The organism is Thermomonospora sp. CIF 1, from assembly GCF_001896795.1.
Lineage (GTDB): Bacteria > Actinomycetota > Actinomycetes > Streptosporangiales > Streptosporangiaceae > Thermomonospora > Thermomonospora curvata.
This window is the reverse complement of the sequence record NZ_MOYN02000018.1, coordinates 325020-351182: the sequence shown is the minus strand read 5'-3', so window position 1 is coordinate 351182 and position 26163 is coordinate 325020. Positions and strand designations below refer to the sequence as shown.

Genomic DNA, 26163 nt, shown 5'->3' with positions numbered 1-26163 from the left:
CCTTGCCTTTAAATGATCAAAGGGGGGACCACGATAAGGCCCGACTCTAAGGAGAAGAGCCGATGGCCAAGTCCAGCAAGTCCGTCACGCTGAGCACCGTGGCGGTGATGTCCGTTGCGTTCGCCGCGGGCTGCGGCGGCGGCAATACGGTCACGGCCGACTGCGTCGTCCGGCAGTCGGACGGCCGTCTCGCCGCCGTCCATGAGAGCAACTGCCAGGCCGGCGGCGGGGGCGGGGGCGGCAAGAGAAGGTACGAGTGGGTGTACGGGGGCAAGCTCTCCGGCGGCTACGTCACCGGCGGATCCTTCGTCCAGCCCGGGGACGCGACCGTCAAGACCCGTTCCGGAAGGGTGATCTCCCGCGGCGGGTTCGGCGGCAGCGGCAAGAGCGGAGGGTCATGATCCGGCGGACCGGCCCCGTCCGCCCGGACTGGGAACGCACCATCGAAGAACAAGGGCTCGGATTCCACCGGTACGTGGCCCAGGGCGACGACGGCCGGCCCTATTGGGACGAGTCGGCCTACTACAGCTTCACGATGGCCGAGGTGCTCGGCCTGGAGGACACCGTCACCGAACTGCACCGGATGTGCCTGAACGCGGTCGACCACGTCGTGCGGGAGGGCCGGTTCGGTGACTACGGCATCCCCGAACGCTGGTGGGAGCCGATCGCCGAATCGTGGCGGCGGCGCGACCGCCACCTGTACGGCAGGTTCGACCTGTGCTACGACGGCCGCTCCCCGGCCAAGCTGCTGGAGTACAACGCCGACACCCCCACCAGCCTGGTGGAGAGCGCCGTCGTCCAGTGGTTCTGGAAGGAGGACACCCACCCGCGGGCCGACCAGTGGAACAGCCTCCACGAGGCGCTGATCGACCGGTGGCGGGAGCTGCTCCCCTCCGGCGGCCTCCTCCACCTGGCCTACAGCGGGGCCGACGAGACCGGCGAGGACGCCCTCACCGTCGGCTACATGGCCGATGTGGCCGCCCAGGCCGGGCTGGAGGTGGAGCTGCTGACCATGGAGGACATCGGCTCCGACGGGCATGCCTTCTACGACCTGGCCGAACGGCGGATCGAAGGGTTGTTCAAGCTCTACCCGTGGGAGTGGATCGTCCGTGAGCCGTTCGGCCCGCTGGCCGTCGCCCGGCAGCCGAAGGAGCCCTGGGTGGAGCCGCTGTGGAAGATGCTGCTGTCGAACAAGGCGCTGCTGGCGATCCTGTGGGAGCTGTACCCCGGCCATCCGAACCTGCTGCCGGCCTATTTCGACGGCCCGCGCGAGATGACCGCCTATGCGGTCAAGCCGCTGCTGGGCCGGGAGGGTGCGAGCATGCGGCTCGTCCAGCCGCACGAGGTCGTCGAGACGCCCGGCGGCTACGGCGCCGAAGGGCATGTGTTCCAGCAGCTCTGCCCGCTGCCGGACTTCGACGGATGGCGGCCGGTGCTGGGGGCGTGGGTCGTCGGCGACGAACCGGCCGGGCTGGGCATCCGCGAGACCCGCGGCCTGATCACGGGCGACACGGCCTCGTTCGTGCCGCATCTGATCGAGGACTGACCATCGGGGCGGGGAAAGGCCTGTCGCACGCCCCTGCGGCCTGTCAGGATGGACCCTTGCAAGCGGACACTTATACGCAGGGCTCGCAGGGAGCGGAGGCCGCATGGATCTGCAAGGGTGCATCGCCCCGTTGCGCAAGGTGCTCGCCGCACGGTACGGCACGGACGTGCAGGTGGAAGGGCTGCGCCGGGCCGCCGGCGGCGCCTCCCGCATCACCTGCGCCTTCGACGCGGTGATCGGTGCGCGGCGGCACCCGCTCATCCTGCGGCTGGCCACTCCCGCCGCGGCTTTCACCGGCGGTGCGCTCACCCAGGAGGCGGCGCTGATGCGGGCGGCCCGGCGGGCCGGGGTGCCCAGCCCCGAGGTGATCGCCGACGGCGACGCCGACGGGCCGCTGGGCGCGGAGTTCGTGGTGATGGAACGGATCGAAGGGGAGAGCATCCCGCGCCGGATCCTGCGCGACCCCGCCCTGGCCGAGCTGCGGCCCCGCCTGGCCGCCGAGTGCGGGCGGATCCTGGCCGCGATCCACTCCATCCCGCCCCACGAGGTGCCGGGCCTGCAGCGCGAGACCGGCGACATGGACCGCTGGCGGGAGCTGCTGGATGCGGCGGGCGAGCCGCACCCGGCGCTGGAGCTGGCCATGCGTCGCCTGGAGACCGAACGGCCCGACCCCGGCCCGCTCACCGTCGTCCACGGCGACTTCCGCAACGGCAACCTCATCGTCGGCCCCGAGGGCGTGCGCGCGGTGCTGGACTGGGAGCTGGCCCACCTCGGCGACCCGCTGGAGGATTTGGGCTGGCTGTGCGTGAAGGCCTGGCGGTTCGGCGCGCCCGCCCCGGTCGGCGGGTTCGGCTCCTATGAGCAGCTCATCGAGGCCTACGAGCAGGCCGGCGGCGTCCGCGTGGACCGGGACGCGCTGCGCTGGTGGGAGATGTACGGGGTGCTGCGCTGGGCGGTGATCTGCGTCATGCAGGCCCGCAAGCACCTGGACGGCGCCGAACGGTCGGTGGAGCTGGCCGCCATCGGCCGGCGGGTCGCCGAGAACGAATGGGACCTGCTGCAGATGCTGCCCTGAGACGGGCGGCCCTCAGGCGGCGGGCCGCGCGTCCGTCAGGCGGGCGTAGACGATGAGGTTGTCGCGGTAGGAGCGCCTGGCGCGGTCGAACGTCCCCCCGCAGGTGATCAGCCGCAGCCCGGCGTGGCGGACCGGGCCGTAGACGCGGTGGGTGGGGAAGGCGCTCTTGGCGACCTGCTCGGAGGCGTCCACCGTGAACACCGCGACCCGGCCGTCCCGGCGCACCACCCGCACCACATCGCCGCGCCGCAGCTCGCCCAGCCGGTGGAAGACCGCCGGGCCGCGCAGGTCGTCGTAGTGGCCGACCAGCACCGCCGCCCCCCGCGAGCCGGGCGGCGGGCCGTGCCGGTACCAGCCGACCTCCTGCGGCCGGCTCAGCGGCGGCACCTGCAGCGTCCCGTCGTGGTTGCGGCCCACCCCCCGCACCGGGGCGCGCACCCCGATGCGGGGGATCTCGACCCGCAGCGGCTCGGCGGCCGGCAGCACCCGCCCCTCGGGAGCGTCCGCGGACCGGTCGCGGCCGGCCGCATCGTGCATGTGCAGCGCCGCCACCGCGATCAGGCCGAGCGCGACCAGGTACCCGGCGCCGCTAGACCCTGCCACGGCGCCGGGCGAGCACCAGGCCGCCGATCCCGGCGGCGACCGCCGCGCCGAGCAGCAGCGCCCCGCCCGGGGAGGGGGCCGCCCCGCCCCGGGCGGCGCTTCCGCCGCCCCCGGCCGCCACGCCGCCGCGCGGCAGGTCGCGTGGCTCCTGGACGCGGAAGCGGGCGCTGCCCCCGGAGATCCCGCCCGGCTCGCAGACCGTGGTCACGGTGTAGGTCTGGGCGGCCACGCGGCGGACCCGGGCGGGGAAGGAGAACCGCCCCTTGTCGTCCACCACGGCCGGCCCGCCGCGCAGCGCCTGGCTGACGACGCGCACCACCTCGTTGCCGGTGCGCCCGCAATCGCCGCTGACGGTCACGACTTCCCCGGGCATGGCCACCCCGGGGCTGACCTCGACCTCGGTGCCTGCGGCCAGTGCGGGCGGCGCCCACGGCAGCACGGCGGCCGCCGCTCCCGCACCGGCGACGATCGTCTTGACGCGCACGTCACTCCCCCGATGAAGCACCGGATTCTCCCGGTGAGGCGCCGGGCGGCCCGGCCGCCCGGCGCAAGGACCCCTCCGGCCTGATCCGGCCGAATGATGACTGTTCGTGTCCGTCGTGTGATCGACAGTTATACCAGTGCGTCCCGGCCGAAGGGAGCAGGCGGGCTCAGCGCAGGCCGAACTCCCAGTTGCGGCCCCGGGCGTACTCCTTGAGGATGCGCCGTGCGGTGGTGGTGATGTGCACCTCGTCCGGTCCGTCGTAGATCCGGGCCGCCCGGGCGTGTCGGTACATGTGCTCCAGCGGCGTGTCGCCGGTCAGCCCCTCGGCGCCGTAGACCTGGATGGCCCGGTCGATGACGTTGTGCAGCATCCGCGCGCCCACCACCTTGATCGCCCCGATCTCCACGCGGGCCTGGTCGCCGGCGTCGATGCGGTGCGCGGCGTGCAGCGTCAGCATCCGGGCCGCCTGGATCTCGGCGTAGGAGTCGAACACGTGCTGCTGCATGAGCTGCTTGTCGGCCAGCGGCCCGCCGAAGGCCGACCGCTCGTGCAGCCGCGCGCACATCAGGTCGAAGGCCCGCTGCGCCTGCCCCAGCCAGCGCATGCAGTGGAAGATGCGGCCCGGCCCCAGCCGCTCCTGGGCGATCACGAAGCCGTGCCCGCGCGGCCCCAGCAGGTTCTCCGCCGGCACCCGCACCTCGTCGTAGATCACCTCGCAGTGCCCGCCGTCCAGGCCGAGCACCGGGGTGTCGCGCACGATGGTGTAGCCGGGGGTGTCGGTCGGCACCAGGATCATGCTGAAGGCCAGGTGCGGGGGAGTGCCCTCCGGCTCGGTGCGGCACATCACGGTGGTGTAGGCGGCCCGGTCGGCCAGCGTGGTGAACCACTTGCGGCCGCGGATCACCCACTCGTCCCCCTCCAGGGTGGCGGTGGTGGTCAGCTGGGTGGGGTCGGAGCTGGAGATCCCCGGCTCGGTCATGGCGAAGCTGGGGTAGATCTCCGCCTGGACCAGCGGTTTGAGGTAGCGCTCGCGCTGGGCGGGGCTGGCGTGCCGGTGCAGCATCAGCGAGTCCTGCAGGGTGAAGGTGCCGAGGGCGAGCTGGCCGAACTCGCTGCGGCCCTGCACCTCGTTGACGTACACGTAGTCCAGGAACGGCAGCCCGCCGCCGCCCAGCTCCTTGGGGTGGCCCAGCGCCCACAGCCCTTCCCGTTTGGCCTGCCGCTGCAGGTCGGCCAGCAGGGCGCGCGCCTCCTCGTCGCCCCGCCGCAGCACCGGTTCGGCCGGCTCGACCCGCTCGGTCATGAACGCATGCACCGCATCGCGGATCGGGCGGACGGACTCGGGCACTTCGAAGCTCATGACCCCTCCCTGATCTAGAATCACGTTCTGTTCCCCGACGAAGGTGAGGCGAGATGGCCCCGCCCCATGACGCACCGTCCGCCGGTGAGCTGATCGCCGCGGTCCGCGAGTTCCTGCAGGGCGAGATCCTGCCCGCGCTGGAGGGACGCACCCGCTTCCACGGCCTGGTCGCGGTCAACGTGCTGGGCATGGTCGAACGGGAGCTGGCCCTCGGCCCCGCCCACCAGCAGGCCCATCGCGAGCGGCTGGCCGCCCTGGGGTTCGCCGACGACGCGGCGCTGGCCGCCGCCATCCGCGCCGGCGAGCTGGACGACCGCTATGCGGAGGTCAAGGCGGCGCTGCTGGATGCGGTGCGCGACAAGCTCGCCGTCGCCAACCCCGGTTATGCCGACTCCTGACCCGTCTGCCCGTGCGGCCGGCTGCGGCCGCTCTCCAGGAACGGCTCGGCCAGGTCGCGGGTGCCGAACTCCTCCGGGGCCGCGACCTCCACGATCGGGTCGTCGCGGTCGTCGAACTCGGTGCGCAGCGCCTTGGACATCGTGGCGTGCATGTCGTACAGGCAGGTGATGTAGGTCAGCTCCAGGATCTGCTCGTCCGGCAGGTGCTTTTTGAGGACGGCGAACACCTCGTCGTGCACCCGGCCGCCGCCCAGCACCAGCGCATCGGTGTAGGCCAGCACCGCCCGCTCCAGCTCGTCGAACTTGTCGGAGACCTCCCAGTGCGCCACCGCCCGCACCTTCTCCTCCGGCACCCCCAGCGCCCGCAGCTGCTTGCAGTGCTGGGAGTAGACGAACTGGCTGCCGCGCGCCCAGCCGGCCCGGGTCTGCCCCAGCTCGCGCAGCACCGGGTCGAGCTTGGCGCCGCGGTACAGCTGGAAGCCCTGCACGCAGTGCTTGAAGATCGCCGGGTCCAGCGCGAAGGTCGTCCACCACGTGCCGGGCGAGCCGGCCTCGGTGCCGGGCTCGGCAACCGGGTCGCGGCCCTCGCCGAACAGCCGGTCGTAGAAGAACAGGATCAGCTTGTCGGTGACCTCGGCACGGCCGACCTGACGGAGTCTGGGCATGAAGTCACGTCCTTGTCTGGGAACGGGAAGGGGACGCCCCGGCGGACCGCCGCCGGGGCCTGCCGGGCGGGACCGTCACACGGTGCGGTCGGCGGCGGTCTTCGGCTCGTGGCGCACGTCGCCGGGGCCCAGCTCCCGGGTCCAGGCCGCGAACTCCAGCAGGATCCCGTCGGGGTCCTGGAAGTAGATCGAGCGCACGTACACCCCGTCGTGGACGTCGGGGGCCACGCCGAACTCGCTGTCGTCGTGGTTGAGGATCACCCCCACGTCGACGCCCTTGGCGATCAGCTTCTCGCGGTACTCCTCCAGCTTCTCCGGCGGGACGTCGAAGGCGATGTGGTTCATCGAGCCCACCGCCGAGAGCACCTCGCCGCGGTCCGGCAGGTTCCGCGGCGCCGAGACGCCCGGCACCGCCTCGGGGGCGTCGGGGAACCAGAAGAACGCCAGGTGGTTGCCGCCGCCGCAGTCGAAGAAGAAGTGCTGGCCCATGCCCATGGGCAGCTCGATCGTCTTGACCAGCGGCATGCCCAGCACCCCGGAGTAGAAGTCCACGGTGCGCTTCATGTCCCGGCACACCAGGGCCAGATGGTGGACCCCGCGCAGTTCGAACTCCTTGTTCACGCCGCTCATGTGACCAGCCTTACGTAAGTGATCCCTTCTGTGGTCATCCTGGCAGGATTCCCCGCAAAATAGAACCCTGTTCTAGTCGATGGGGTTCGGCGGCATGCGGTAGCCTGGCGGCACTATGCGAACCGCACGGCACCAGTGGTGGTGGCGCCGCTGAGGCGGCGCCGGTTCGCACGTGTCCGACAGCCAGCGACCGCCCCCCGTCCGGCGGTCGTTTCGCTTTTGCGGGCCGCCGGTGGCGGGGCCTTGGAGAATCCGGAGGGCCGCCACGGTGGAGACCGACGCGCGCCGAGCACAGACCACCGAGTACCTGACCGCCGGGGGAGTGCGGGTGCTCCGCACCGCCGTCCCCGTCGACTCCGAACGCAAATCCGACGCGCTGGCCGCCCTCGTCGCCTCGGTGGGGGAAAGACGCGGCGGCGTGCTCAGCTCCGGCATGGAGTATCCGGGGCGCTATAGCCGCTGGCACATGGCCTACGTCGACCCCTGCGTCGAACTGGTGGCCCGGGGCCGGCGGATCGCGGCGCGCGCCCTCAACGAACGCGGCCGGGTGGTGCTGCCGGCCATGGCCGCGGCGATGCGCCCCGCCGGCGAGGTCGTCGCCGACCGGCCCGGCGAGCTGATCGAGGTGTTCATCCCGCCCACCGAGGAGTTCTTCCCCGAAGAGGAACGCAGCCGCCAGCCCACCGTCTTCACCGCGCTGCGCGCCCTGATCGACCTGTTCCGCTGCCCCGACCCGCACCTGGGCTTCTACGGGGCCTTCGGCTACGACCTGTCGCTGCAGTTCGAGCCGCTGCGGCTCAACCACCCCCGCCCCGCCGACCAGCGGGACCTGGTGCTGCACCTGGCCGACGAGCTGATCGTGGTGGACCGCAAACGCGAGACCTCCCACCGCCTGTCGTATGAGTTCATCGTCGACGGCGCCAGTACCGAGGGCCTGCCGCGCGTCACCGAGCCCGCCCCGCCGCTGCCCGCGCCTAAGGAGCTGCCGCCGCAGCCGGTGCCCGGCGTCTACGCCCAGATGGTCCGCGAGGCCAAGCGCAAGTTCATCGCCGGCGACCTGTTCGAGGTCACCCCCGCCCACGCCATGTACGGCCGCTGCGACTCGCCGGTGGCCTTCTTCGAACGGCTCCGCGAGACCAACCCGGCCCCCTATGAGTTCCTGTTCAACCTCGGCGAGGGCGAGTTCCTGGTCGGGGCGTCCCCGGAGATGTTCGTCCGGGTGAGTGGCGACCGGGTGGAGACCTGCCCGATCGCCGGGACGATCCGGCGCGGCGCCGACGCCCTGGAGGACGCCGCCCAGATCCGCACCATCCTGTCCTCGGCCAAGGACGAGTCCGAGCTGACCATGTGCACCGATGTGGACCGCAACGACAAGGCCCGCATCTGCGTGCCCGGCAGCGTCAAGGTCCTCGGCCGCCGCCAGATCGAGCTGTACTCGCGGCTGATCCACACCGTCGACCACATCGAGGGCCGGCTGCGCCCCGGCTTCGACGCCCTGGACGCCTTCCTGACCCACATGTGGGCGGTCACCGTCACCGGCGCCCCCAAGACGTGGGCGATGCAGTTCATCGAGGACCACGAGGACGCCCCCCGCCGCTGGTACGGCGGCGCGGTCGGCTTCGTCGGCTTCGACGGCTCGATGAACACCGGCCTGACGCTGCGCACCGCCCAGATCCGCGACGGCGTCGCCACCGTCCGCGCCGGCGCCACCCTGCTGTACGACTCCGATCCCGAGGAAGAGGAGCGCGAGACCCACCTGAAGGCCAGCGCCCTGCTGCGCGCCCTGGCCGGCGAGGAGCCCCAGGCGCCCGAGACCGAGCAGGAGGCCGACCGTCCCGGCGAGGGCCTGAAGGTGGTCCTGGTCGACTTCGAGGACTCCTTCGTCAACACGCTGGCCGACTACTTCCGCCAGCAGGGCGCCGAGGTCGTCACGCTGCGCCACGGCTTCCCGCTGCACCTGCTGGACGAGCACGCACCCGACCTGGTCGTGCTGTCGCCCGGCCCCGGCCGCCCGGCCGATTTCGACACCGCCGCCCTGCTGGACGCCCTGGACGCCCGCAACCTGCCGGCCTTCGGCGTCTGCCTGGGCCTGCAGGCCATGGTCGAGCACGCCGGCGGCCAGCTGTCGCTGCTGCCCGAACCCGCCCACGGCAAGCCCGGCCAGGTGAAGGTGACCGGCGGCCAGCTGTTCGAAGGGCTGCCGGATGAGTTCACCGCGGCCCGCTACCACTCCCTGCACGCCACCGCCGACCAGGTGCACGGCTTCCAGGTGACCGCCATGACCGGCGATGTGGTCATGGCCATCGAGGACCCGGCCAAGCGCCGCTGGGCGGTGCAGTTCCACCCCGAGTCCATCCTCACCGCCCGCGACCGCGTCGGCCACCGCCTCATCGCCAACGTCCTGCGCCTGTGCCGGAAGTGACGTTCTCCCGGCGGCGTGCACCGAACGCGGCGCGATGCGGTTTCCGCTGGTCGGCGGGGGAGCCCGTTTGAGGCGGAAGACACCGGGCATGGCGGGGGCGCACCCCGAGGACGAGGAAAAGAGGAACCCCCGTGTACACCTTGCTCTGGCTGCTGGCCGTGGTCCTGGTGATCGCCGGTGTCTATGTCATCGTCGCCCGCCGGGACCTGCTGTGGGGAATCGTGCTGATCGTGGTGGGGTTGCTGGTCGGCCCCGGCGGGGTGAGCGTTTTCGGTTGACGTCGCCGCTTCGGCTAAACAGGCGATGGCCCTTCCGCCCGCGTGCTCTTCACGCGGGCGGAAGGGCCGTTCCACTTACAGCGCGGTGATCTCCACGCGGGTGTCGTGGTAGACGGCGCCGCCGCCCATGTCGGAGTCGCGCTCATCGACCAGGACGTTGGGGTTGGCGCCGCCGGCGAGTTTCGGCCAATGCCCCTTCGTGGTGGCGGCCACCCCCGGGCGGACCGAATCGCTGACTTCTGCCACCGCCTCCAGGCTTCCCCGGTCGTTGAACACCCGCACCCGGCAGCCGGTCGTGATGCCCCGCGCGGCGGCGTCGCCCGGGTGCAGCACCACGCGCGGCTCGCCCGCCCGGCGCCGCAGCTCGGGGTTGTTGGCGAACACCGTGTTGAGGAAGTGGTGGGACGCCGAGGAGATCAGCGACAGCGGGTGGCGGCGGGCCCGCTCGGGGTCGGCGACCTCGAAGGGAGGGACGTAGCCGGGCAACGGGTCGAGCCCCGCCGCGGCGGCGCGCCGGGAGAAGAACTCGAATTTCCCCGAGGGAGTGGGAAAGCCCTCGGCGAACGGGACGAACGGGTCGGGCACCGACAGGCGCACGAAGCCCTCCTTGCGGAGGCGGTCCAACGTGATGCCCTCCAGGTACGGGTGGCCCGAGCTCAACGCCTGCTCGGCCAGTTCCTCATCCGAGGCGTACAGGCTCGGCTCCTCCAGTCCCAGATGCCGGGCCAGCCTGCGGAACGTCTCGGTGGTGGAGGCGCACTCGCCCGGCGGCGGCACGGCCGGCTCGTTCCAGGCCAGGTACAGGTGCCCGTAGCCGTTGTGCAGGTCGGCGTGCTCGTGCTGCATGGTGGCCGGCAGCACGATGTCGGCGTAGTCGACGGTGTCGGTGGGGAACTGCTCCAGCACCACGGTGAACAGGTCCTCGCGGGCCAGGCCCCGGCGGACCTTCGACTGGTGCGGGGCGCTGGCGGCCGGGTTGGCGGCGATCACGAACAATGCCTGCACGGGCGGGTCGTCCACCTCCAGCAGGGCCTCGCCGATCCGGGTCATGGACAGCTCGCGGGTGCGGGCGGGCCGCAGGTCGTCGCGGAACAGCGCGGCCCGGTCGATGGGGTAGTGGTCGTCGGTGGAGTACGACAGGCCGCCGCCCGGCAGCGCCCAGTCGCCGGTCACCGCCGGCAGGCAGGCCAGGGCGCGCAGCGCGGCGCCGCCCCCGCCGTGCCGCTGCAGGCCCATGGTGGCCCGGATGGCGGTCGGCCGGGTGCGGGCGATGCGCTCGCCCAAGGCGACGATGTCGGCCTCCGGCAGACCGGTGATGCGCGCCACCCGCTGCGGCGGGAACTGGGCGATGCGCTCGCGGAACTCCTCCCAGCCCAGGGTGCGGGCGGCCAGGTAGGCGCGGTCCTCGGCGCCCAGGCCGACGATGACGTTCATCAGCCCCAGCGCGAGCGCGGCGTCGGTGCCCGGCAGCGGCGCCAGGTGCAGGTCGGCCTGCCGGGCGGTGCGGGTGCGGATCGGGTCGATCGCCACCACGTATGCGCCGTTCTTGCGGGCGTCCTGGACGAACTTCCACAGGTGGTGGCCGCTGGTGAGGGGGTTGGTGCCCCACAGGATGATCAGCTTCGCGCGTGCCAGCGACTCCGGGTCGATGCCCGCCGAGGTGCCGGTGGTGTAGGTCAGCCCATGGGAGCCGGCGATCGAGCAGATCGAGTAGTGGTGGCGGGAGGCGCCCAGCACGTTGAACAGCCGCCGCCCGGCATGGCCGTTGCCGCCCTGGATCCAGCCGAGCGTGCCGGTGCCCCAGTACGGCCAGATCGCCTCACCGCCGTGCTCGTCGATGATCCGGCGCAGCCGGCCGGCGATCTCCTCCAGCGCCTCGTCCCAGCTGATCCGCGCGAAGCGGCCTTCGCCCTTGCGGCCGACGCGGCGCAGCGGGTGCAGGATCCGGTCGGGCGCCGCCGCCCGCTCCAGCCAGCGGTTGACCTTGGTGCACAGCGCCCCACGGGTGAAGGGGTGCTCGGGGTTGCCGCGCAGCCGCACCGCCCGGCCGTCTTCGACGGTGACCTCCCACGAACAGGTGTCGGGACAGTCCAGCGGGCAGGCCCCCAGTACCTTCAGCGGACCGGCCATGGACCCGGCTCCCGCCGTCGCTTCATGAGCGTCCTCATGGCACGGACGTTACCCGGCCCGGCTTGAAGACGGCTCTCCCTTTTTGATCCGCCCTCTTGCGCCCGCACGCCGTCCCGTGCGGCTCAGTGCCTGGGAGGCGAGTCGCCCACCCCTTCTAATCATCGATAACTCTGTCGCGCAGAATGTTTGTGAACACTATCATCGAACACATCTCACGTGATCGATTGGGTCGTGGAGTGCTTTCATGAACAAGATCATCTCTATCGCTGTGGCGGTCCTGGCTGCCTTCGTCCTGTCCGGGTGCGAGGGCGCCGACCCGGTGGCCGTCCAGCCCGCAGAGCCCGGCAAGGGCGGCAAGAGCGGCGGCAAGGACGTCCCGGTGAAGCTCGCCGCCAAGCGGACCGCCTTCAAGCCGACCCTGCTGCACGACGGCAGCCCGTTCACGTGCGTGAAGGTGACCGTCACCAACCAGACCACCAAGCAGCTGGAGGTCAACCCGCTCTACTTCTCGCTGACGGACAGCACGGGCATCAAGCACGCCACGGCCGACGCCCTGGGGGTGGCCGAGGGGCAGATCGACACGACCACCCTGGCGCCCAAGGAGAAGGCCGTCGGGACCGTGTGCGCGAAGGGCAAGTTCAGGCCGAAGGTGGTGGCGTTCACCAACCCGCTGTTTTCGGAGGTCGCGCGGGCCGAGGTCGCCTGAGCCGCTCCCGGCCGCCGCTGCACGGAGGACCCCGCTCGCCGGCTCTCACCCACCGGCCGGCGGGCGGCGCCGTCTCCGGAGCCGGTCGATGCCCCGCACCGGGTCGGAGATGGGAGAGGGAGAAGAGTGCTTTACGGTTAGGCTGGTGAAGAGCGTCGAACCTGAAGTATTCCTGATCGCCAAGCCCGAGCTGGACTACGGCGAGGTCGCCCGCTACCTCAAGGACGTGGGCGGGGAGAGCTGGCTGGAACGGCTGGACCGGGGCGAGCTGGACGGCGAGCTCAACGACCCGCAGAACCTGGCGGAGTTCGCCGGGCGGTTGTGCTACCGCTCCTGGGAGCCGGGGCTGAACCCCAACGTCACCCGCGTCCGCACCGACCAGACCGAGTACCTGCAGAACATCCTGCGCAGCATGCACGGCTCGGTGCTGGAGCACCTGAGCTTCAGCTTCGTGCTGCACAACGTCAGCCGGGTCGCCACCCACGAGCTGGTGCGGCACCGGCCGGGCGTGGCGATCTCCCAGGAGTCGCTGCGGTTCGTCCGCCTGACCGACATCCCCTTCTGGTTCCCCGAGTGGGCGCGCCAGGACGCCGAGCTGATGGAACGGGCCACGGCCCTGCTGGAGCAGATGGAGCAGTTCCAGCGCTGGATGGCCGACCACTTCGGCCTCGACGAAGAAGGCGTGCCGTTCAAGGAGAAGAAGCACAAGACCTCCTTCATGCGCCGTTTCGCACCCGAGGGCGTGGCCACCGGCCTGGTGTGGACGGCCAACGTGCGCACCCTGCGGCACACCATCGAGACCCGCACCGCCCCCGGCGCCGAGGAGGAGATCCGGCTGATCTTCGGCAAGATCGGCGAGCTGATGCGGCGGGAGGCGCCGGCCCTCTTCGGCGACTACACCGTCGAGGACGGCGCCTGGATACCGCGCTGGCGCAAGGTCTGAAAAGGCCGCTACCCGACCTCTGCGCGCAGCACCCGGTAGCAGCCGATCAGCAGCGGCACCAGCAGCCACACCGCCTCCGAGACCGCCAAGCGCGCCCACATCTCGGCGGTGAGCTGCACCCCGGGCTGCAGCAGCGGCTCGGTGGTGCGGTTGAGGTCCAGCCATCCGGCCGCCTTCTCCAGCGCCGAGACGGTCTCGCCCAGGATCGTCCAGACGGTCGGCAGCAGGAACAGCAGCACGATCGCCAGCGGCGAGTTCAAAAAGACCATCCCGAACGCCACGCCGCCCAGCATGCCGAGCACCGCGAACAGCAGCGCGGTGCCCAGCAGCTGCGGCGGCAGGCCCCAGCCGGCGTCGGTGCGGTCCAGCGCGGCCGCCGCCGCCCGTCCCGCCCAGGCGACGAGCGCGGCGGCGGCCAGGCACACCGCCGCCAGCACCGCACCGGCGGCCAGCTTGGCGGCGATCACCCGGCGGCGGTCGGGGACGAGCACGAACGTGGTCAGCGCGGTGCGCTGCGACCACTCGCCGGTCACCGACAGCACCCCGACGACCGGCAGCAGCAGGGACACCCCCGAGATCGCGGCGCTGAACAGCTCCGGCATGGTCAGCTCGGCGCGGGGCACGGCCACCAGCACCACGACCACCAGCGCCACGCCGATCAGCGCGACGAACGCCAGCAGCCAGCGGCCCGCCCGGGTATCGGTCATCTTGCGCAGCTCCACCAGCGTCAGGCGGGCCAGGGACGGGGCGGCGGGACGGTTCACTGCGGCGGTCATCGCGGCTCCTCCTGCGGCGCGGCGGTCAGGGACAGGTACAGCTCCTCCAGAGCGCCGCCGCCGGCGGGGCGCAGCTCCAGCAGCACCACACCGGCCTTGGCCGCGGCCCGGCCGACCGCCTCGGCGTCCGCGGCGACGGTGAAGGCGCCGTCGCCGCAGTGCCGAGCGCTCAGCCCCGCCTCGGCCAGCGCCGTCTCCAGCTCCGCGGAGTTCAGGGCGCGCACGAACGTGGCGGCGGAGGCGGTCAGCAGCTCCCGGCCGCCTTGGGCGACGATCCGGCCGCCGGCGATCACCACGAACCGGTCGGCGACCGCCTCCACCTCGCGCAGCAGGTGCGACGACAGCAGCACCGTCCCGCCCCGGTCGGCGAAGTCGCGCAGCATGGTGCGCATCCAGTGGATGCCCTCCGGGTCCAGCCCGTTGGCCGGCTCGTCCAAGATCAACACGCGGGGGTCGCCCAGCAGCGCCTGGGCGATGCCCAGCCGCTGCCGCATGCCCAGCGAGTAACCGCCGACCCGGCGGCGCGCGGCGGCCGGCGGCAGCCCGACCCGCTGCAGCATCTGAGCGGCCCGTGCGGCGTCCACGCCCAGGGTCCGCGCGGTCAGCTCCAGCGTCTCCCGGCCGGTGCGGCCGGAGTGCTGGGCGGAGGCGTCCAGCAGCACCCCCACGTGCCGGCCGGGGTTGGGAATGCGCCGGTAGGGGACGCCCAGCACGGTGGCCGACCCGGAGGTGGGCGGGGTCAGCCCGCAGATCATCCGCATCGTGGTGGACTTGCCGGCGCCGTTGGGGCCGAGGAAGCCGGTGACGGTGCCCGGTTCGCAGCGAAAGGACACCCCCTGCACGGCGACCGCGTCCCCGTACCGCTTGGTGAGGTCGGTGACTTCGATCATGCGCCCCAGGCTGGCGGCACGGCGGCGGGCCGCGCAGCGGCCGGTGGTCGACGCCGCGGCGACTCCGGTCGAACCCCGCGGCGACCGAGGTTCGCCGCAAGGGCCGTCTCAGGTCTGGGCGGGCGGCTCGTCCTCCAAGGCGGCGTCGTGCACCAGCAGCGCCACCTGCACCCGGTTGTTGAGGTCCAGTTTGGTCAGCACCCGCGACACATACGCCTTCACGGTCGCCACGCTCATCGACAGCTCCCGGCCGATCTCGCCGTTGGAGCGGCCCTGGCCGATCAGCAGGGCCACCGCCCGCTCGCCCGGGCTGAGCCGCTGCAGCGCGGCGCGGGCGCGTTCGCGGCGCGGGTCGGGCGGGGCGGCGGCCAGGTCGCCGACGTAGTTCATCAGGCGGCGCAGCACCGAGGGGGAGATGATCGGCTCCCCGGCCGCCACCTGCCGGATGGCCTGCACGATCTGCGGCGGCGGGGTGTGCTTGAGCAGGAAGCCGCACGCTCCCACGCGCATCGCCCGCAGGATGTGCTCGTCGGTGTCGAAGGTCGTCATGATGATGACCTCCGGCGGATCGCGGCGGGCGCGCAGCCGTTCGGTGGCCGTCAGGCCGTCCATGCGCGGCATGCGGATGTCCATCAGCACCACGTCGGGACGCAGCTCGCCCGCGGCCGCCAGCGCCTCGGCGCCGTCGGCGGCCTCGCCGACGATCTGCAGGTCCTCGGCCCCGGCCAGCATCATCGACAGGCCCAGCCGGACCAGCGCGTCGTCATCGACGATCAAAATCCGGATCGGAGCGCTCATGGCGCAGGCCACGGTAGCCAGGCGTGCAGCCGGAAGTCGCCGTCGGGGGTGTCGCCGTGCTCCAGGCGCCCGCCGACGAGCCCGACGCGTTCGCGCAGCCCGATCAGGCCGGCCCCGGCGCCGGGCAGGGCGGGCACGGCGGTCCCCACCGGCAGCGGGTTGGTCACCTCGACCGTCACCCCCTCGCCGGGCACCGCCGCGACCTTCACCCGTACGTGCGCGCCCGGGGCGTGCTTGCCGGCGTTGGTCAGCCCTTCCTGGACGATCCGGTAGGCGTGCCGCCCGATCCGGTCCGGGACCGCCGGCCGGGCGGGGACCTGTTCTTCCAGCGTGATGCGCATGCCGGCCTGCCGGGACTGCTCGATCAGCTCCGGCAGGTCGGTGAGGGTGGGCTGGGGCCGGTCGGCGCCGGCCTCGGCGCCCCCGCGGAGCATCCTGATCACCTCGCGCAGCTCCTCCAGCGCCTCATGGGCGCACTCCCGGATCACCTGGGCCGCTCGCTGCTCGGCCTCCGGAAGGTTGCCCCGGTACTCCAGCGCCCCGGCGTGCAGGGCCAGCAGCGAGATCCGGTGCGCCAGCACATCGTGCATCTCCCGGGCCAGCCGTTCCCGCTCGTGGTGGCGGGCCTCCTCGATGCGCAGCCGCTGCCCTTCCTCGGCCTGCCGGGCGCGTTCCTGGGCGGCCAGCACCAGCTGCCGCTGGGAGCGGATCAGCATGCCCAAGGCGATCAGCGCGACGTACAGCAGGGCCAGGACGGTCACGCCCTCCCAGTAGTCGCGTTCGGTGCCCGGCTCCAGCCGCCACAGCAGGCTCACCACCGTCAGGTGCAGGGCGGTCAGCGCCACCGTGATCCGCCAGGGCCGGTGGATCGCCAGGTTGAACAGCGCCATGGCGGTGAAGCCCAGCCCGCCGGCCGACATGATCCCGCCCGCCTGGAAGATCACCGCCAGCGCGACCGGCCTGCGCCGCCGCAGCCACAGCGTCAGCGCGGCGCACAATACGGCGATGGCCGCCTCATAGCCGAGCGGCGGCACGTCCACCTGGTCGGGGTCGGTGCGGATGGCGACCACGAAGAAGGCGCCCACCAGCGTCGCCAGGCCGAGGTAGCACAGGTCGGTGCTCCATTCCCGGAGCGATCGTCGCGGCACGGACTCCACCGTAGGGCCGGTTCCGGCCATGGGCATCATCCACCGGTCGGCGGCGGCATCGACTTTGGTCTATCTCCGGGGGCCGCGGGCGTCTGGGGGAGAGCCGATGGGATGTCCCGGGCCGCTCGCCGGGAGGCGAGGGCGAGCCGGACGGTTCCCGCGGCCGGCCGTGAGCGGCGCCGCGTCCTCGTGACGCCGGGCGGGCGCCGCATGCGTCCTCTCCGCCCAAAAGAGATCTACGTTGTAAAGGCGTCGGCCCGCTCGTCACCCCACGGGTAATCGCCTGCGCGAACGCGCCGGTTGGTGAGGGCGGCCGGAATGCGGCAGAGCGCCCGTGATAGACACCTGCACCGAGATCGTTCCCCGGGACGAGGAGCGCGCGGTGCAGCACCGGCGTGGCAGGACAAGGTGCTGCCGCCCGTCGAGCGGGTGCGGCCCGGGCTGTGGTCCTTCCCGGCGTTGCCGCGGGGGTGCGGCTGCGCACGGTGTGGACGCCGGGGCACTCGCCGGGCCACCTCTGCTTCCTGGACCTCGACCGCGCCCTGCTGCTGTCGGGGACCATGTGCTGCCGCGGATCACCCCGGTCATCTCCGTCCACCCCCAGCAGCGCCACGACCCCCTGGAGAAGGTGCGGGCGCTGCCGGTGGAGGAGGTGCTGCCGGCGCACGAGTACCGTTTCGCCGGCCTGGCCGACCGGGGCGATGCGATGGTCGCCCACCACGCCGGCCGGCTGGAGGAGATCGCCCGGCAGGTGGAGCAGGCCGACGCGGCGGGCGTCACCGCCTGGGCGCCGGCGCGCCGGCTGACCTGGTCGCGCCCCTGGGAGCAGATCCGGCCGTTCATGCGCCGCTCGGCGCTGCTGGAGACGCTCGCCCACCCGGCGGCGGGTCGCCGCCACGGCGGAACGGCCCGTCAGATGGCGGGCTGTCGAGCGGTGACCCGCTGCTCGACAAACCTTGCCGCGGCGACCTGCGGCTCGGCCTCCTCAGGCTCATCGTGGTGGATCCGCTCCGGCGGCACGCCCCGGTCGCGCAGCACGCCGACCGTGCGGGCGACCATCGCGGCGGGGCCGCTCACATAGACGTCGGTGTCGGGGCCGAGGGGCTCGTCGAGCCGGTCGAGCACGTCGGCCGCCGTGCCCTGCAGCCCGTCGAAGGAGGGATCGTCGGAGACCGCCACGGTGACCCGCAGCCCGGCGCAGCCGGCCTCCAGCGCCCGCAGCTGCGGCAGGGCGTACAGGTCGACGGTGGTCCGCACGCCCCACACCAGGTGGACCCGGCGCCCCGGCTCGGTGGCGGCGACCTGCTCGGCCAGCGCCTTGAGCGGGGCCAGCCCGGTGCCGCCGGCCACCAGCAGCAGATCGCCGCCGGAGGAGGCCTGCAGGGTCAGGCCGCCCATCGCCGGGCCGAGCGTCAGCCGGTCGCCGACCTTGGTGTAGCGGACCAGGGCGCCGCTCACCCAGCCGCCGGGCACCGCCCGCACATGCAGGGTCAAGGCGCCGTCCGGGCGAGGCGCGTTGGCCACCGAATAGCGCCGCCACACCCGCGGCCAGCGCGCGGTCTGCACCGAGATGTGCTGCCCGGCGACATGGCGCAGCGGCTGGTCGGGGCGGATGGTCAGCACCGCCAGGTCGTGGCCGTAGCGTTCGTGGCCGACCACCTCGCCGACCCACCAGGGCGGCGAGTGCTCGGCCTCGGCCTCGGCCGCGTCGATCATCGTCGCCGCGGCGGCGGAGAACGCCGCGGTCCAGGCCGCCTCCATGCGCGGTGTCCACCACGGCCCGCCGAACTTGCGCAAGGTGGCGATCAGCGCCGTGCCGACGGCGGCGTAGTGCTCGGGCCGGATGCCCAGCTTGCGGTGGTCCCGGCCCAGGTCGCGCAGGTAGCCGGTGAGGGAGTCGGGGTCTTCCAGGCTCCAGACGATCCGGGTCAGCGCCCGCAGCATCCGGTCGCGCTGGCGGTCCATCGCGGGCGGAAACAGCGTCCGCAGCTGCGGATGCTCGGCGAACAGCCGGCCGTAGAAATACGCCGACGCCTTATCGGCCTCTGGCGCCATTAGTGCGAAACTCTCTTTGATGATCCGGGAGTCGGACGACATGAGCCAAGCACGCCCCCTGGAGGTTTCCGTGATTTTCCGGTGAGTCGGCATGCGGAGCAGCGTGATCGGCCCGCATGGGCACGGCATGTCCGGCTTGCTGAGAGTCTCGCACCTTCCGTATGCACGCTCAACCGATTCGCGTTGAAAATTGCAATCGAATCGTCGTCTGCGCCGGTTGAAGTCGCCGATTTATTAGATCTCTTTCATGGATACCGGTTGGTATATTCGCCGAATATTCCGCAGTGGAAGTCACCGATCGTGACCATTCGCCGGGACCACGGCGGGGCTGGGCTTTTCTCGTGTGCGGCCCGGTGGGCAAGGGGGCGGCCGAGTAGTTCCCGAGGTCGAGAATCCCCAGGTCACGGTGCTGTCCTCGGTCGCGGCGCCCCGCCTGCGAGCGGCGGGGCGGCACACTGGAAAGGCCGGGCGTGTACGTTCGGTGGTCACGGCGAGAGGTCGGCGGCGGGCCCGCCCGCATCGCGGTGCAGAGATTTTCACCCGCCGGTGCATCTATCGTCGGACCCGCCCGACGATCGTCCGCGGCAGGGCGCCGTGCATGCCGGAATCGGGCATCGTGCATCATGGTGACCGCCAGGGGAGAAGAGCGACGAAAACTGTACGATGACCATCTTTCCGGCGTGCCGATCCGCGGGCCCGGCCGCCCCCCGCCCCCGGCGGGCGCGGACGGCGGGCCGGAAAGATCCGTTGGGCGAACCGGAGGCCTGGAGCACCAGGAGCGTTCACGAGCAAAGGAGAGTCCCCCATGACCGAGGGCAGGACCGGAACCGGCGAAACACTGGGGCGGACTCCGCCGATCATCGGCGTGACGGCTTACGAGGAACCGGCCCGGTGGGGGGAGTGGGTGCGCGAGGCCGCCCTGCTGCCGTCCTCTTACCTGCGGTCGATCGAACGCGCCGGCGGAGTGCCGGTGCTGATCCCGCCGCAGGAGACGCTGCGCGGCCTGGCCACGCTGATGCGGCAGCTGGACGGCCTGGTGCTGGCCGGGGGATCTGACCTGGACCCGGCGCTGTACGGGGCGCAGCGGCACCCGAAGACCGGCCCCGCGCACCCCCGGCGGGACCGTTTCGAGCTGGCCCTCGCCCGCGCCGCCATAGAGGCGGACCTGCCGTTCCTGGGCATCTGCCGGGGCCTGCAGGTGCTCAACGTGGCCCGGGGCGGCACCCTCATCCAGCACCTGCCGGAGGCGGTCGGCCACCACGAGCACCGCCCCGCCCCGGGCAAGATCGGCACCCACCGGGTGCGGATCGACCCGGCCAGCCGGCTGGGCAAGATCCTCGGTGAGACGGCCGACGTGCCCACCTACCACCACCAGGCGGCCCAGCGGCTGGGCAGCGGGCTGGTCGCGGTGGCCTGGACCTCCGATCAGGTGGTGGAGGCGGTCGAACTGCCCGAGCACCGGTTTGGACTGGCGGTGCAGTGGCATCCCGAAGACGGAGATGACCTTCGTCTGTTCGAGAGCCTGGTGGCCGAGGCCGCCGGGCGCTGACCCCCGGGAGGCCGATTGAGCCCGCATCCGCAGATCGTCAAGTTCCGGGAACTGCTGGCCCTGTGCGGGCAGATGGTCGGAGACGACCTCAGCGTGGAGAATCTGCGGCGGGCCGGCCGGCACGGCCTGGGAACGGGGCCGACCGGTCCCGCGCTGCCGGAGGTGCGCGACCTGCACGTCGCCGGGCCCGGGGGACCGATCCCGGTGCGCCTGTACCGGGCCGTGCCGCGCGCTGCGGGAGCGCTGCCGACCCTGGTGTACCTGCACGGCGGCGGCTGGGTGATCGGCGGGATCGAGGATGTGGACGCCCTGTGCCGGGAACTGGCGGCCGGGATCGGCTGCGCGGTGGTCAACGTCGGCTACCGGCTGGCGCCCGAGCACCCCTTCCCGGCCGCCACCGAGGACGCCTGGGCGGTGCTGGCCGACGTGGCCGCCGACCCGGGCCGCTATGGCGCCGACCCGGCGGCGCTGGCGGTCGCCGGGGAGAGCGCCGGGGGCAACCTCGCCGCGGTGACCGCCCTGCGGGCCCGCGACGAGGGCCTGCGCCTGGCCCACCAGCTGCTGGTCTACCCCGTCACCGACACCGCCATGGACACCCCCAGCTGGGAGCGGTACGGGACGGGCCTGGGCCTGGACGCGGCGGCGATGGCCGCGTTCATGGAGATGTACCGGGCCGGCGCCGACCCCGCCGACCCCCGCCTGGCCCCGCTGCGCGCCCCGGACCTGTCCGGCCTGGCGCCCGCCACGGTGATCACCGCCGAGTGCGACATCCTGCGCGATGAGGCCGAGGCCTACGCCCGCCGGATGGCCGAGGCCGGCGTGCCGGTCGAGCTGCACCGCTACCCCGGGATGATCCACTCCTTCTTCCTGCTCCCGGAGATCTTCGAGGCCGGGGCGCAGGCCCGTGCGCTGGCGGTGCGGCGGCTGCGGGAGGCGTTCACGGCGGTGCGGCGGCCCGGCCGGGTGTGACGGGCCCGCCCGCCGCCGTCAGCGAAAGCGCCGGCGCAGCAGATCCAGCCCCGGCCCCAGCACCGCGCGGTCGAAGGTGGCGGTCATGGCGCGCTCGTCGGCGGCGTCGGCGGTGAACTCCGCCTGCCACTCCACGAACGCCTGCCCGGTGTCGGTGACCGGCGCCACCCGGATCGTGGCGCGGCAGTCGCGCACCGGCAGCGGGCATTCGAGGATGTCGTAGGCGCAGCAGCGGGCCTCGTCGTCCAGCAGGGTCAGCCGTTCGCGGAAGGTGCTGCCCACGCCGATGAGCCGGCGCACCGAGCCCACCCGGTCCGCCGGCCCGTCGTCCTCGATGGCGCAGGTGGTGATGCCCGGCCGCCACTGCGCCAGGTTGCCGCTGTCGCGCACGTAGGCCCACACCTCGTCGGCGGGCGCGTCGATCACGGCGCTGGCGTAAGACCTGGGCATGGCGATCTCCTCGGCGTCCGGTGAAGCGGGTCCGACGCCCCCATGATCCGCCGGGAGTGTGATATGGGCAACACCCCGCTATCGGGCATGCCCGGTCAGTACGACTTGGGCAGTCCCAGCTCGTGCTGGGCGATGTGGGCCAGCACCAGCTCCTCGGCCACCGGGATGTTCTTGGCGATCCGGGCGTCCCGGAAGAAGCGGGCCACCGGGTACTCCAGCGAGTAGGCCATGCCGCCGTGGACCTGGAAGGCGCGGTCGGCGGCCTGCCAGGCGGCGTCGGCCGCGGTCAGCTTGGCGATGTTGGCCTCCGCGCCGCAGGGGCGGTGCCGGTCCCACAGCCAGGCGGCCTTGTAGGTCATCAGCCGGGCCAGCTCCACCTGGGCCTTGATGCGGGCCAGCGGGAAGGCCACCGCCTGGTTGGCGCCGATCGGCTTGCCGAAGGGGGCGCGCTCGCGGGCGTAGTCGCAGGCGATCTTCAACGTCAGCTCCGCCGAGCCCACGCCGCCGGCCGCCGCCAGGATCCGCTCGGGGTTGAGGATGTCCCACAGCACCGCAAAGCCCTGGTCGACCTCGCCGAGCACCCGGTCGGCGGGCACCCGCACATCGTCCAGGAACACCATGTTGGAGGCGACCGTGTTGGTGCCCAGCTTGGGGATCGGCTGGTAGGTCAGCGTCCCGGCGGCCACCGCCTCCTTGATGTCCACCAGCAGCACGGTGAACCCGTTGGTCCGCGGCCTGGCCTCGGCGGCCGGGATGGTGCGGGTCACCAGCACCATGTAGTCGGCGCGCTCCACCCCCGAGATCCAGATCTTCTGGCCGCGCACCAGGAAGTGGTCGCCGTCGCGCACGGCGTGGGTGGAGATGTTGATGGAGTTGCTGCCGGCGTCCGGCTCGGTGATGGCGAAGCAGGTCTCCAGCTCACCGGCGGCGATCTTGGGCAGGAACTCCCGGCGCTGGGCCTCGGTGCCGTGGCGGGCGATGGTCAGCCCGCCGAAGGCCGGGGTGAGCAGGTACATGAAGGTGGCCGCGCCGCCGGCGCCGCCGGCCGCCAGGTTCTCCAGGGCCACCGCCAGCTCCAGCAGGCCCTGCCCGGCGCCGCCGTACTCCTCGGGGATGGCCAGCGCCGTCCAGCCGCCCTTGACCAGTTCCTGCCAGACCTCCTCGGGCCAGCGCTTCTCGGCGTCGCACCGGTCCCAGTACTCCTGGTCGTATCGCTCCGCGATGGCGCGCACTCCCTCGCGCACCGCGTTCGCGCTCTCCGGCAGGTCGAAGTCCACCGCGCCTCCTCACCTTCGTCGGTCCGCAGCACACGGTACCAACTCCAGTAAGGGATTACTGACGCACCTTGGGGGGCGGGCACGGCTCGCCCAGGTAGCGGGCGACCATCCGGGCGATCTGTCGGGCCACCTGCTCGGGCGGATCGGCCGGCAGCAGCATGTGGCTCATCGTCAGCCGGATCGCCGCGTCCGCCACCTCCGCCAGCGCCCGCCGGTCCAGCTGCGGCCACTGCGCGGCCACATGCTCGATCAGGCGCGTGCGGGCGCCGAACAGCACCGGCTCGGCCTGGGTGGTCATCAGCGGCAGCAGCTCCTCGCCGCCGGCGCCGGTCAGGACCGCCTTGGAGACCGGGTCGTCGGCCGACATCTCCAGGGTGTAGGCGACCGCCGCGGCCACCGCCTCATACAGGTCGTCGTGCCGGCGGAACACCTGGTCGATGCCGTCCAGGTACTGCTCGTTGCGGCGGATCATCAGGGCCTGCGCCAGCCCCCACTTGTCGCCGAACTCGTTGTAGACCGTCTGCCTGCTGACCCCCACCGCGTCGGCCACGTCCTGCATGCGGACGCCCCGGTAGCCGCGCAGGGGGAGCAGCTCGGCGAACGCGTCCAGCAGCGCATCGCGCAGGGAACGCCGGCCGGTGGTCATGTCTGCCTCGCCTCCGTCCGCCCTTGCTCGCCGGCATTACCTTATGCGGTCGCCGCTGCGCACCGGCGGGCGGGAGCGGACCAGCCGGTCGATGAGCTCCTCCCAGCGGGCGCCGATCACCGGCAGCCGGTAGGCCTCGGCCGAGCGGCGGGCGTTCTCGCCCATCCGGCGCCGCAGCGCCGCGTCGGAGACGATCTCATCGAGCGCGGCGGCCAGGGCGGCCACGTCCCGCGGCGGCACCAGCAGCCCGTCGTGGCCGTGGCGGATCAGCTCGGCCGGGCCGGTGGGGCAGTCGAAGGCCACCACCGGCAGCCCTTTGCTCATCGCCTCCAGCACCACCATCGGCATGCCCTCGAACCGGGAGGAGAGCACATACACCGACGCCTTGGCCATCTCCGCCCCCAGATCACCGGTCGGGCCGCACAGCTCGACCACATCCTCCAGGCCATGGCGGGCGATCAGCCTGCCGAGCCTGCGGCGCTCCCGGCCCGACCCGAAGATGCGCAGCCGCCAGTCCGGGTGGGCCGCGGCCACCTGCGCGTACGCCTTGATCAGCAGGTCGTAGCCCTTTTGCGGCACCAGCCGCCCGGCGGTGATGATCACTTTGCGGTCCGGGTCGGCCATGCCGCCGTTCAGCGGCGGGACCGCGTTGGGCACCCGCACCACGCGCGGCCCGCGCTCGCCCAGCAGCTCCCTAAAGCCGCGCACCGAGGCGTGCGTGAGCACGGCCAGCAGGTCCAGCCGGGGATAGGAGCGGGCGATCCCCGCGCGCAGCCACGGCCGGTAGGCGGTCAGGTTCATGTGGTCCTGCCCGATCGCGGCCACCGAGCGCGGGGCGACCTCGGCGATCAGCATGTTGTGCACCGGCTTGGTGCCGATCAGCACGTCGGTGCGGCCCCTCAGCAGCGCGCGGGCCAGCCGCAGGTCCGTCAGCAGCGAGACCCCGGGGGCGGTCACGTCGCGGGGCGGGGTCAGCGCGCTGGGCAGCCTCGCCAGCAGCCGGCCCAGCGGCCCGGGCCGGACGGTCTGGTCGTCGACGTCGACGATGCGCACCCCCGGCGGGACGGCGAAGAACGGCTCCCGCCGCTTGCGGATCACGCTGAGCACCTCGACGTCGTAGCGGTGGGCCAGATGCCCCGCCAGGTTCAAGGCCGTGCGGATCGTGCCGCCCATCCCGTAGGCGTGCTGCAGCAGGATGCGCACCCGCACCCGCTCCCCGTGCCGCTCGCCGTGCCACCGGGCCGCCACCGCGAAGGCCAGCCGCAGCAACAGCAGCGCCAGCCGCCGCGGTATCCGGTGGATCCGCCCGGCCACTCGGCGCCCCGCCCGCCTGATCGATCGTCCGCGCACTTCGTTCCCCCGTCGTTCCCCGTCAAGCGCGCTCGTCAGCCGCCCCAGGCGGGGGATATGCCCCCCGATCACCCGGAATATCGCCCGGCCTCTTTTTGGAGGACGCCCGGACCTGCGGGGTTGTTGCCTGCCGAAGGGCCCAGATCGCGTGATCAAATGGCCAGATCGGGACATAACGGGACGCTCGGGTGTGTTCATCGGGGGCTGTTACCGGCATGTGTCGTCCGGGTGACATGCCGATTTCGTGAACACGCCTGACGGAAAGCGGCTTACGAGAGATGCTTGCCCGCAGGGGGTGAGGGGGAGAGGCAAAGCCGCGCCGGGCCGCTCGGCGAACGGCTGGCGGAACGGCGTTCGGGTAGGAGGCCCGAGATGGCGAACACGGCCGAGATCCTGCGGGTGAAGACGCACCGGGTCGGTTTGTGGACGGTGCTGGAACTGACCGGCGAACTGGATCTGGCCGGGCTCCCCGCCCTCCGGCGGCGGGTGGACGAGGCGTGCGCCGCGCCGGGCCCGCCCCGCCTGGTGATCGACATGGCCGCGGTGACCTTCATGGACTCCTGCGGGCTGGGCGGGCTGGTGCGCTGCTGGAAACGGGTCGGCGAACGCCAGGGCCGCTTCATCTTGGTCGGGCTGCGACCGCAGGTGGCCAGGGTGCTGGACATCACCGGGATGCGCCGTGCCTTCGAAAGCTACGGCAGCCTGGAGGAGTTCACCCGCTCCTGAACGCGGCCGGAGCCGGCGGCCCGGCACCGCCGCGCGGCGCGACGGCACGCCCTCCTCCACGGCCCCGCCTGAACCGGCGAACCTTTTCGCCATGCCGTTTCCGCGGCCCGGGACGGGAATGCCGCACCCGGGGGCGAGGCGGTTGCAGGGCGCCACCGGGCTCGGTGCCCTCCGGCTTCTCGGCTCCCGCAGGGAAAAGCAGGCACCGGGAAAGTTCGGCGACCGATTTCGCGCAACTCGTCCAGAATGCGGCTCGCTTGTCGCTGTGTGCGAAAAGAGCGCTGACCAG

26 protein-coding genes are annotated in these 26163 nt (G+C 72.5%); 11 read left to right on the top strand and 15 right to left on the bottom strand.

The features are described 5' to 3' along the window. Nucleotides 1-62 precede the first annotated feature (62 nt). The 3 genes from BUE48_RS12330 to BUE48_RS12320 all read left to right on the top strand — a co-directional run bounded on the left by BUE48_RS12330 (nucleotide 63) and on the right by BUE48_RS12320 (nucleotide 2621). Complete coding sequence (locus tag BUE48_RS12330; RefSeq protein ID WP_286989845.1) at nucleotides 63-401, top strand: hypothetical protein; 339 nt, start codon at nucleotides 63-65, stop codon at nucleotides 399-401. Then, on the top strand, nucleotides 398-1546 hold the full coding sequence (locus BUE48_RS12325) for a glutathionylspermidine synthase family protein (RefSeq protein WP_012852829.1): 1149 nt from the start codon (nucleotides 398-400) through the stop codon (nucleotides 1544-1546). Before BUE48_RS12330 ends, BUE48_RS12325 begins: the two co-directional genes overlap by 4 nt. Nucleotides 1547-1649: 103 nt before the next feature. After that, nucleotides 1650-2621, top strand: a complete 972-nt coding sequence (locus BUE48_RS12320; protein WP_012852828.1) for a phosphotransferase family protein — start codon at nucleotides 1650-1652, stop codon at nucleotides 2619-2621. Between the two features lie 12 nt (nucleotides 2622-2633). On the opposite strand, the gene BUE48_RS12315 is transcribed toward BUE48_RS12320, so the two are convergent. The 3 genes from BUE48_RS12315 to BUE48_RS12305 all read right to left on the bottom strand — a co-directional run bounded on the left by BUE48_RS12315 (nucleotide 2634) and on the right by BUE48_RS12305 (nucleotide 5068). Beyond that, nucleotides 2634-3224: a class F sortase gene (locus BUE48_RS12315; RefSeq protein ID WP_286989844.1), complete on the bottom strand. Its 591-nt coding sequence runs from the start codon at nucleotides 3222-3224 to the stop codon at nucleotides 2634-2636. Then, entirely contained in the window at nucleotides 3211-3708 is a 498-nt protein-coding gene (locus BUE48_RS12310) for a hypothetical protein (RefSeq protein ID WP_041439596.1), read from the bottom strand. Before BUE48_RS12310 ends, BUE48_RS12315 begins: the two co-directional genes overlap by 14 nt. A 166-nt stretch (nucleotides 3709-3874) precedes the next feature. Continuing rightward, nucleotides 3875-5068, bottom strand: coding sequence for an acyl-CoA dehydrogenase family protein (locus BUE48_RS12305; protein ID WP_286989843.1), 1194 nt, complete (start codon nucleotides 5066-5068; stop codon nucleotides 3875-3877). Nucleotides 5069-5121: 53 nt separating this feature from the next. Between BUE48_RS12305 and BUE48_RS12300 the strand changes: the two genes are divergently transcribed. Next, the gene (locus tag BUE48_RS12300) at nucleotides 5122-5466 is read left to right on the top strand and encodes a DUF6285 domain-containing protein (RefSeq protein WP_012852824.1); all 345 of its coding nucleotides are present in this window, start codon (nucleotides 5122-5124) and stop codon (nucleotides 5464-5466) included. Here BUE48_RS12300 and BUE48_RS12295 read toward each other — a convergent pair. Next, a complete protein-coding gene (locus BUE48_RS12295; RefSeq protein WP_286989842.1) occupies nucleotides 5451-6131 on the bottom strand; it encodes a carboxymuconolactone decarboxylase family protein in 681 nt (226 codons plus the stop codon). The genes BUE48_RS12300 and BUE48_RS12295 overlap by 16 nt on opposite strands. Before the next feature lie 75 nt (nucleotides 6132-6206). Then, complete coding sequence (locus BUE48_RS12290; RefSeq protein WP_286989840.1) at nucleotides 6207-6761, bottom strand: VOC family protein; 555 nt, start codon at nucleotides 6759-6761, stop codon at nucleotides 6207-6209. 268 nt (nucleotides 6762-7029) lie between these two features. Here BUE48_RS12290 and BUE48_RS12285 point away from each other — a divergent pair, with 268 nt between their 5' ends. Further along, nucleotides 7030-9183: an anthranilate synthase component I gene (locus tag BUE48_RS12285; protein ID WP_012852821.1), complete on the top strand. Its 2154-nt coding sequence runs from the start codon at nucleotides 7030-7032 to the stop codon at nucleotides 9181-9183. Nucleotides 9184-9314: 131 nt separating this feature from the next. Beyond that, nucleotides 9315-9461 (top strand): GPGG-motif small membrane protein, encoded by a 147-nt coding sequence (locus BUE48_RS12280; RefSeq protein ID WP_012852820.1) that lies wholly within the window; start codon nucleotides 9315-9317, stop codon nucleotides 9459-9461. Nucleotides 9462-9536: 75 nt separating this feature from the next. On the opposite strand, the gene BUE48_RS12275 is transcribed toward BUE48_RS12280, so the two are convergent. After that, nucleotides 9537-11591: a molybdopterin-containing oxidoreductase family protein gene (locus tag BUE48_RS12275; protein WP_012852819.1), complete on the bottom strand. Its 2055-nt coding sequence runs from the start codon at nucleotides 11589-11591 to the stop codon at nucleotides 9537-9539. 244 nt (nucleotides 11592-11835) lie between these two features. Here BUE48_RS12275 and BUE48_RS12270 point away from each other — a divergent pair, with 244 nt between their 5' ends. Beyond that, nucleotides 11836-12297, top strand: a complete 462-nt coding sequence (locus BUE48_RS12270; RefSeq protein ID WP_286989839.1) for a DUF4352 domain-containing protein — start codon at nucleotides 11836-11838, stop codon at nucleotides 12295-12297. Between the two features lie 145 nt (nucleotides 12298-12442). Continuing rightward, nucleotides 12443-13240 carry an FAD-dependent thymidylate synthase gene (thyX, locus tag BUE48_RS12265; protein WP_041439594.1) on the top strand — a complete coding sequence of 266 codons (798 nt, stop codon included), beginning with the start codon at nucleotides 12443-12445 and terminating at the stop codon, nucleotides 13238-13240. Between the two features lie 8 nt (nucleotides 13241-13248). Here thyX and BUE48_RS12260 read toward each other — a convergent pair whose 3' ends face one another. From BUE48_RS12260 to BUE48_RS12240, 5 genes are all read right to left on the bottom strand, one after another. Next, nucleotides 13249-14016, bottom strand: a complete 768-nt coding sequence (locus tag BUE48_RS12260; RefSeq protein WP_012852816.1) for a hypothetical protein — start codon at nucleotides 14014-14016, stop codon at nucleotides 13249-13251. Next, nucleotides 14013-14906, bottom strand: a complete 894-nt coding sequence (locus tag BUE48_RS12255; protein WP_012852815.1) for an ABC transporter ATP-binding protein — start codon at nucleotides 14904-14906, stop codon at nucleotides 14013-14015. Before BUE48_RS12255 ends, BUE48_RS12260 begins: the two co-directional genes overlap by 4 nt. 108 nt (nucleotides 14907-15014) lie before the next feature. Then, complete coding sequence (locus tag BUE48_RS12250; RefSeq protein WP_012852814.1) at nucleotides 15015-15704, bottom strand: response regulator; 690 nt, start codon at nucleotides 15702-15704, stop codon at nucleotides 15015-15017. Beyond that, the gene (locus BUE48_RS12245) at nucleotides 15701-16852 is read right to left on the bottom strand and encodes a sensor histidine kinase (protein WP_169313019.1); all 1152 of its coding nucleotides are present in this window, start codon (nucleotides 16850-16852) and stop codon (nucleotides 15701-15703) included. The genes BUE48_RS12250 and BUE48_RS12245 overlap by 4 nt, the downstream gene beginning before the upstream one ends. Before the next feature lie 912 nt (nucleotides 16853-17764). Continuing rightward, the gene (locus BUE48_RS12240; protein WP_353745286.1) at nucleotides 17765-18907 is read right to left on the bottom strand and encodes a globin domain-containing protein; all 1143 of its coding nucleotides are present in this window, start codon (nucleotides 18905-18907) and stop codon (nucleotides 17765-17767) included. An 805-nt stretch (nucleotides 18908-19712) separates the two neighbouring features. Between BUE48_RS12240 and BUE48_RS12235 the strand changes: the two genes are divergently transcribed. Both BUE48_RS12235 and BUE48_RS12230 read left to right on the top strand, forming a co-directional pair. After that, the gene (locus BUE48_RS12235; protein ID WP_286989836.1) at nucleotides 19713-20456 is read left to right on the top strand and encodes a gamma-glutamyl-gamma-aminobutyrate hydrolase family protein; all 744 of its coding nucleotides are present in this window, start codon (nucleotides 19713-19715) and stop codon (nucleotides 20454-20456) included. Nucleotides 20457-20471: 15 nt separating this feature from the next. Continuing rightward, nucleotides 20472-21425 (top strand): alpha/beta hydrolase, encoded by a 954-nt coding sequence (locus tag BUE48_RS12230; protein WP_012852810.1) that lies wholly within the window; start codon nucleotides 20472-20474, stop codon nucleotides 21423-21425. Nucleotides 21426-21443: 18 nt separating this feature from the next. Here BUE48_RS12230 and BUE48_RS12225 read toward each other — a convergent pair whose 3' ends face one another. The 4 genes from BUE48_RS12225 to BUE48_RS12210 form a co-directional block, all read right to left on the bottom strand. Next, nucleotides 21444-21875, bottom strand: coding sequence for an SRPBCC family protein (locus tag BUE48_RS12225; RefSeq protein ID WP_012852809.1), 432 nt, complete (start codon nucleotides 21873-21875; stop codon nucleotides 21444-21446). Nucleotides 21876-21970: 95 nt separating this feature from the next. Next, complete coding sequence (locus BUE48_RS12220; protein WP_286989834.1) at nucleotides 21971-23152, bottom strand: acyl-CoA dehydrogenase family protein; 1182 nt, start codon at nucleotides 23150-23152, stop codon at nucleotides 21971-21973. Between the two features lie 55 nt (nucleotides 23153-23207). Beyond that, nucleotides 23208-23798 (bottom strand): TetR/AcrR family transcriptional regulator, encoded by a 591-nt coding sequence (locus BUE48_RS12215; RefSeq protein WP_286989833.1) that lies wholly within the window; start codon nucleotides 23796-23798, stop codon nucleotides 23208-23210. Between the two features lie 36 nt (nucleotides 23799-23834). Beyond that, nucleotides 23835-25112, bottom strand: a complete 1278-nt coding sequence (locus BUE48_RS12210) for a glycosyltransferase family 4 protein (RefSeq protein WP_286989831.1) — start codon at nucleotides 25110-25112, stop codon at nucleotides 23835-23837. Between the two features lie 408 nt (nucleotides 25113-25520). Between BUE48_RS12210 and BUE48_RS12205 the strand changes: the two genes are divergently transcribed. After that, nucleotides 25521-25874, top strand: a complete 354-nt coding sequence (locus BUE48_RS12205) for an STAS domain-containing protein (protein ID WP_012852805.1) — start codon at nucleotides 25521-25523, stop codon at nucleotides 25872-25874. The last annotated feature ends 289 nt before the right edge of the window (nucleotides 25875-26163 follow it).

Excerpts from the sequence above, each read along its gene's own strand:
- BUE48_RS12235 (WP_286989836.1), top strand. The coding sequence starts at position 19,713 with ATGACCGAGGGCAGGACCGGAACCGGCGAAACACTGGGGCGGACTCCG.
- BUE48_RS12295 (WP_286989842.1), bottom strand. The coding sequence starts at position 6,131 with ATGCCCAGACTCCGTCAGGTCGGCCGTGCCGAGGTCACCGACAAGCTG.
- BUE48_RS12290 (WP_286989840.1), bottom strand. The coding sequence starts at position 6,761 with ATGAGCGGCGTGAACAAGGAGTTCGAACTGCGCGGGGTCCACCATCTG.
- BUE48_RS12275 (WP_012852819.1), bottom strand. The coding sequence starts at position 11,591 with ATGGCCGGTCCGCTGAAGGTACTGGGGGCCTGCCCGCTGGACTGTCCC.
- BUE48_RS12215 (WP_286989833.1), bottom strand. The coding sequence starts at position 23,798 with ATGACCACCGGCCGGCGTTCCCTGCGCGATGCGCTGCTGGACGCGTTC.
- BUE48_RS12330 (WP_286989845.1), top strand. The coding sequence starts at position 63 with ATGGCCAAGTCCAGCAAGTCCGTCACGCTGAGCACCGTGGCGGTGATG.
- BUE48_RS12225 (WP_012852809.1), bottom strand. The coding sequence starts at position 21,875 with ATGCCCAGGTCTTACGCCAGCGCCGTGATCGACGCGCCCGCCGACGAG.
- BUE48_RS12255 (WP_012852815.1), bottom strand. The coding sequence starts at position 14,906 with ATGATCGAAGTCACCGACCTCACCAAGCGGTACGGGGACGCGGTCGCC.
- BUE48_RS12240 (WP_353745286.1), bottom strand. The coding sequence starts at position 18,907 with ATGGCGCCAGAGGCCGATAAGGCGTCGGCGTATTTCTACGGCCGGCTG.
- BUE48_RS12205 (WP_012852805.1), top strand. The coding sequence starts at position 25,521 with ATGGCGAACACGGCCGAGATCCTGCGGGTGAAGACGCACCGGGTCGGT.
- BUE48_RS12270 (WP_286989839.1), top strand. The coding sequence starts at position 11,836 with ATGAACAAGATCATCTCTATCGCTGTGGCGGTCCTGGCTGCCTTCGTC.
- BUE48_RS12260 (WP_012852816.1), bottom strand. The coding sequence starts at position 14,016 with ATGACCGCCGCAGTGAACCGTCCCGCCGCCCCGTCCCTGGCCCGCCTG.
- BUE48_RS12325 (WP_012852829.1), top strand. The coding sequence starts at position 398 with ATGATCCGGCGGACCGGCCCCGTCCGCCCGGACTGGGAACGCACCATC.
- BUE48_RS12320 (WP_012852828.1), top strand. The coding sequence starts at position 1,650 with ATGGATCTGCAAGGGTGCATCGCCCCGTTGCGCAAGGTGCTCGCCGCA.
- BUE48_RS12305 (WP_286989843.1), bottom strand. The coding sequence starts at position 5,068 with ATGAGCTTCGAAGTGCCCGAGTCCGTCCGCCCGATCCGCGATGCGGTG.
- BUE48_RS12250 (WP_012852814.1), bottom strand. The coding sequence starts at position 15,704 with ATGAGCGCTCCGATCCGGATTTTGATCGTCGATGACGACGCGCTGGTC.
- BUE48_RS12300 (WP_012852824.1), top strand. The coding sequence starts at position 5,122 with ATGGCCCCGCCCCATGACGCACCGTCCGCCGGTGAGCTGATCGCCGCG.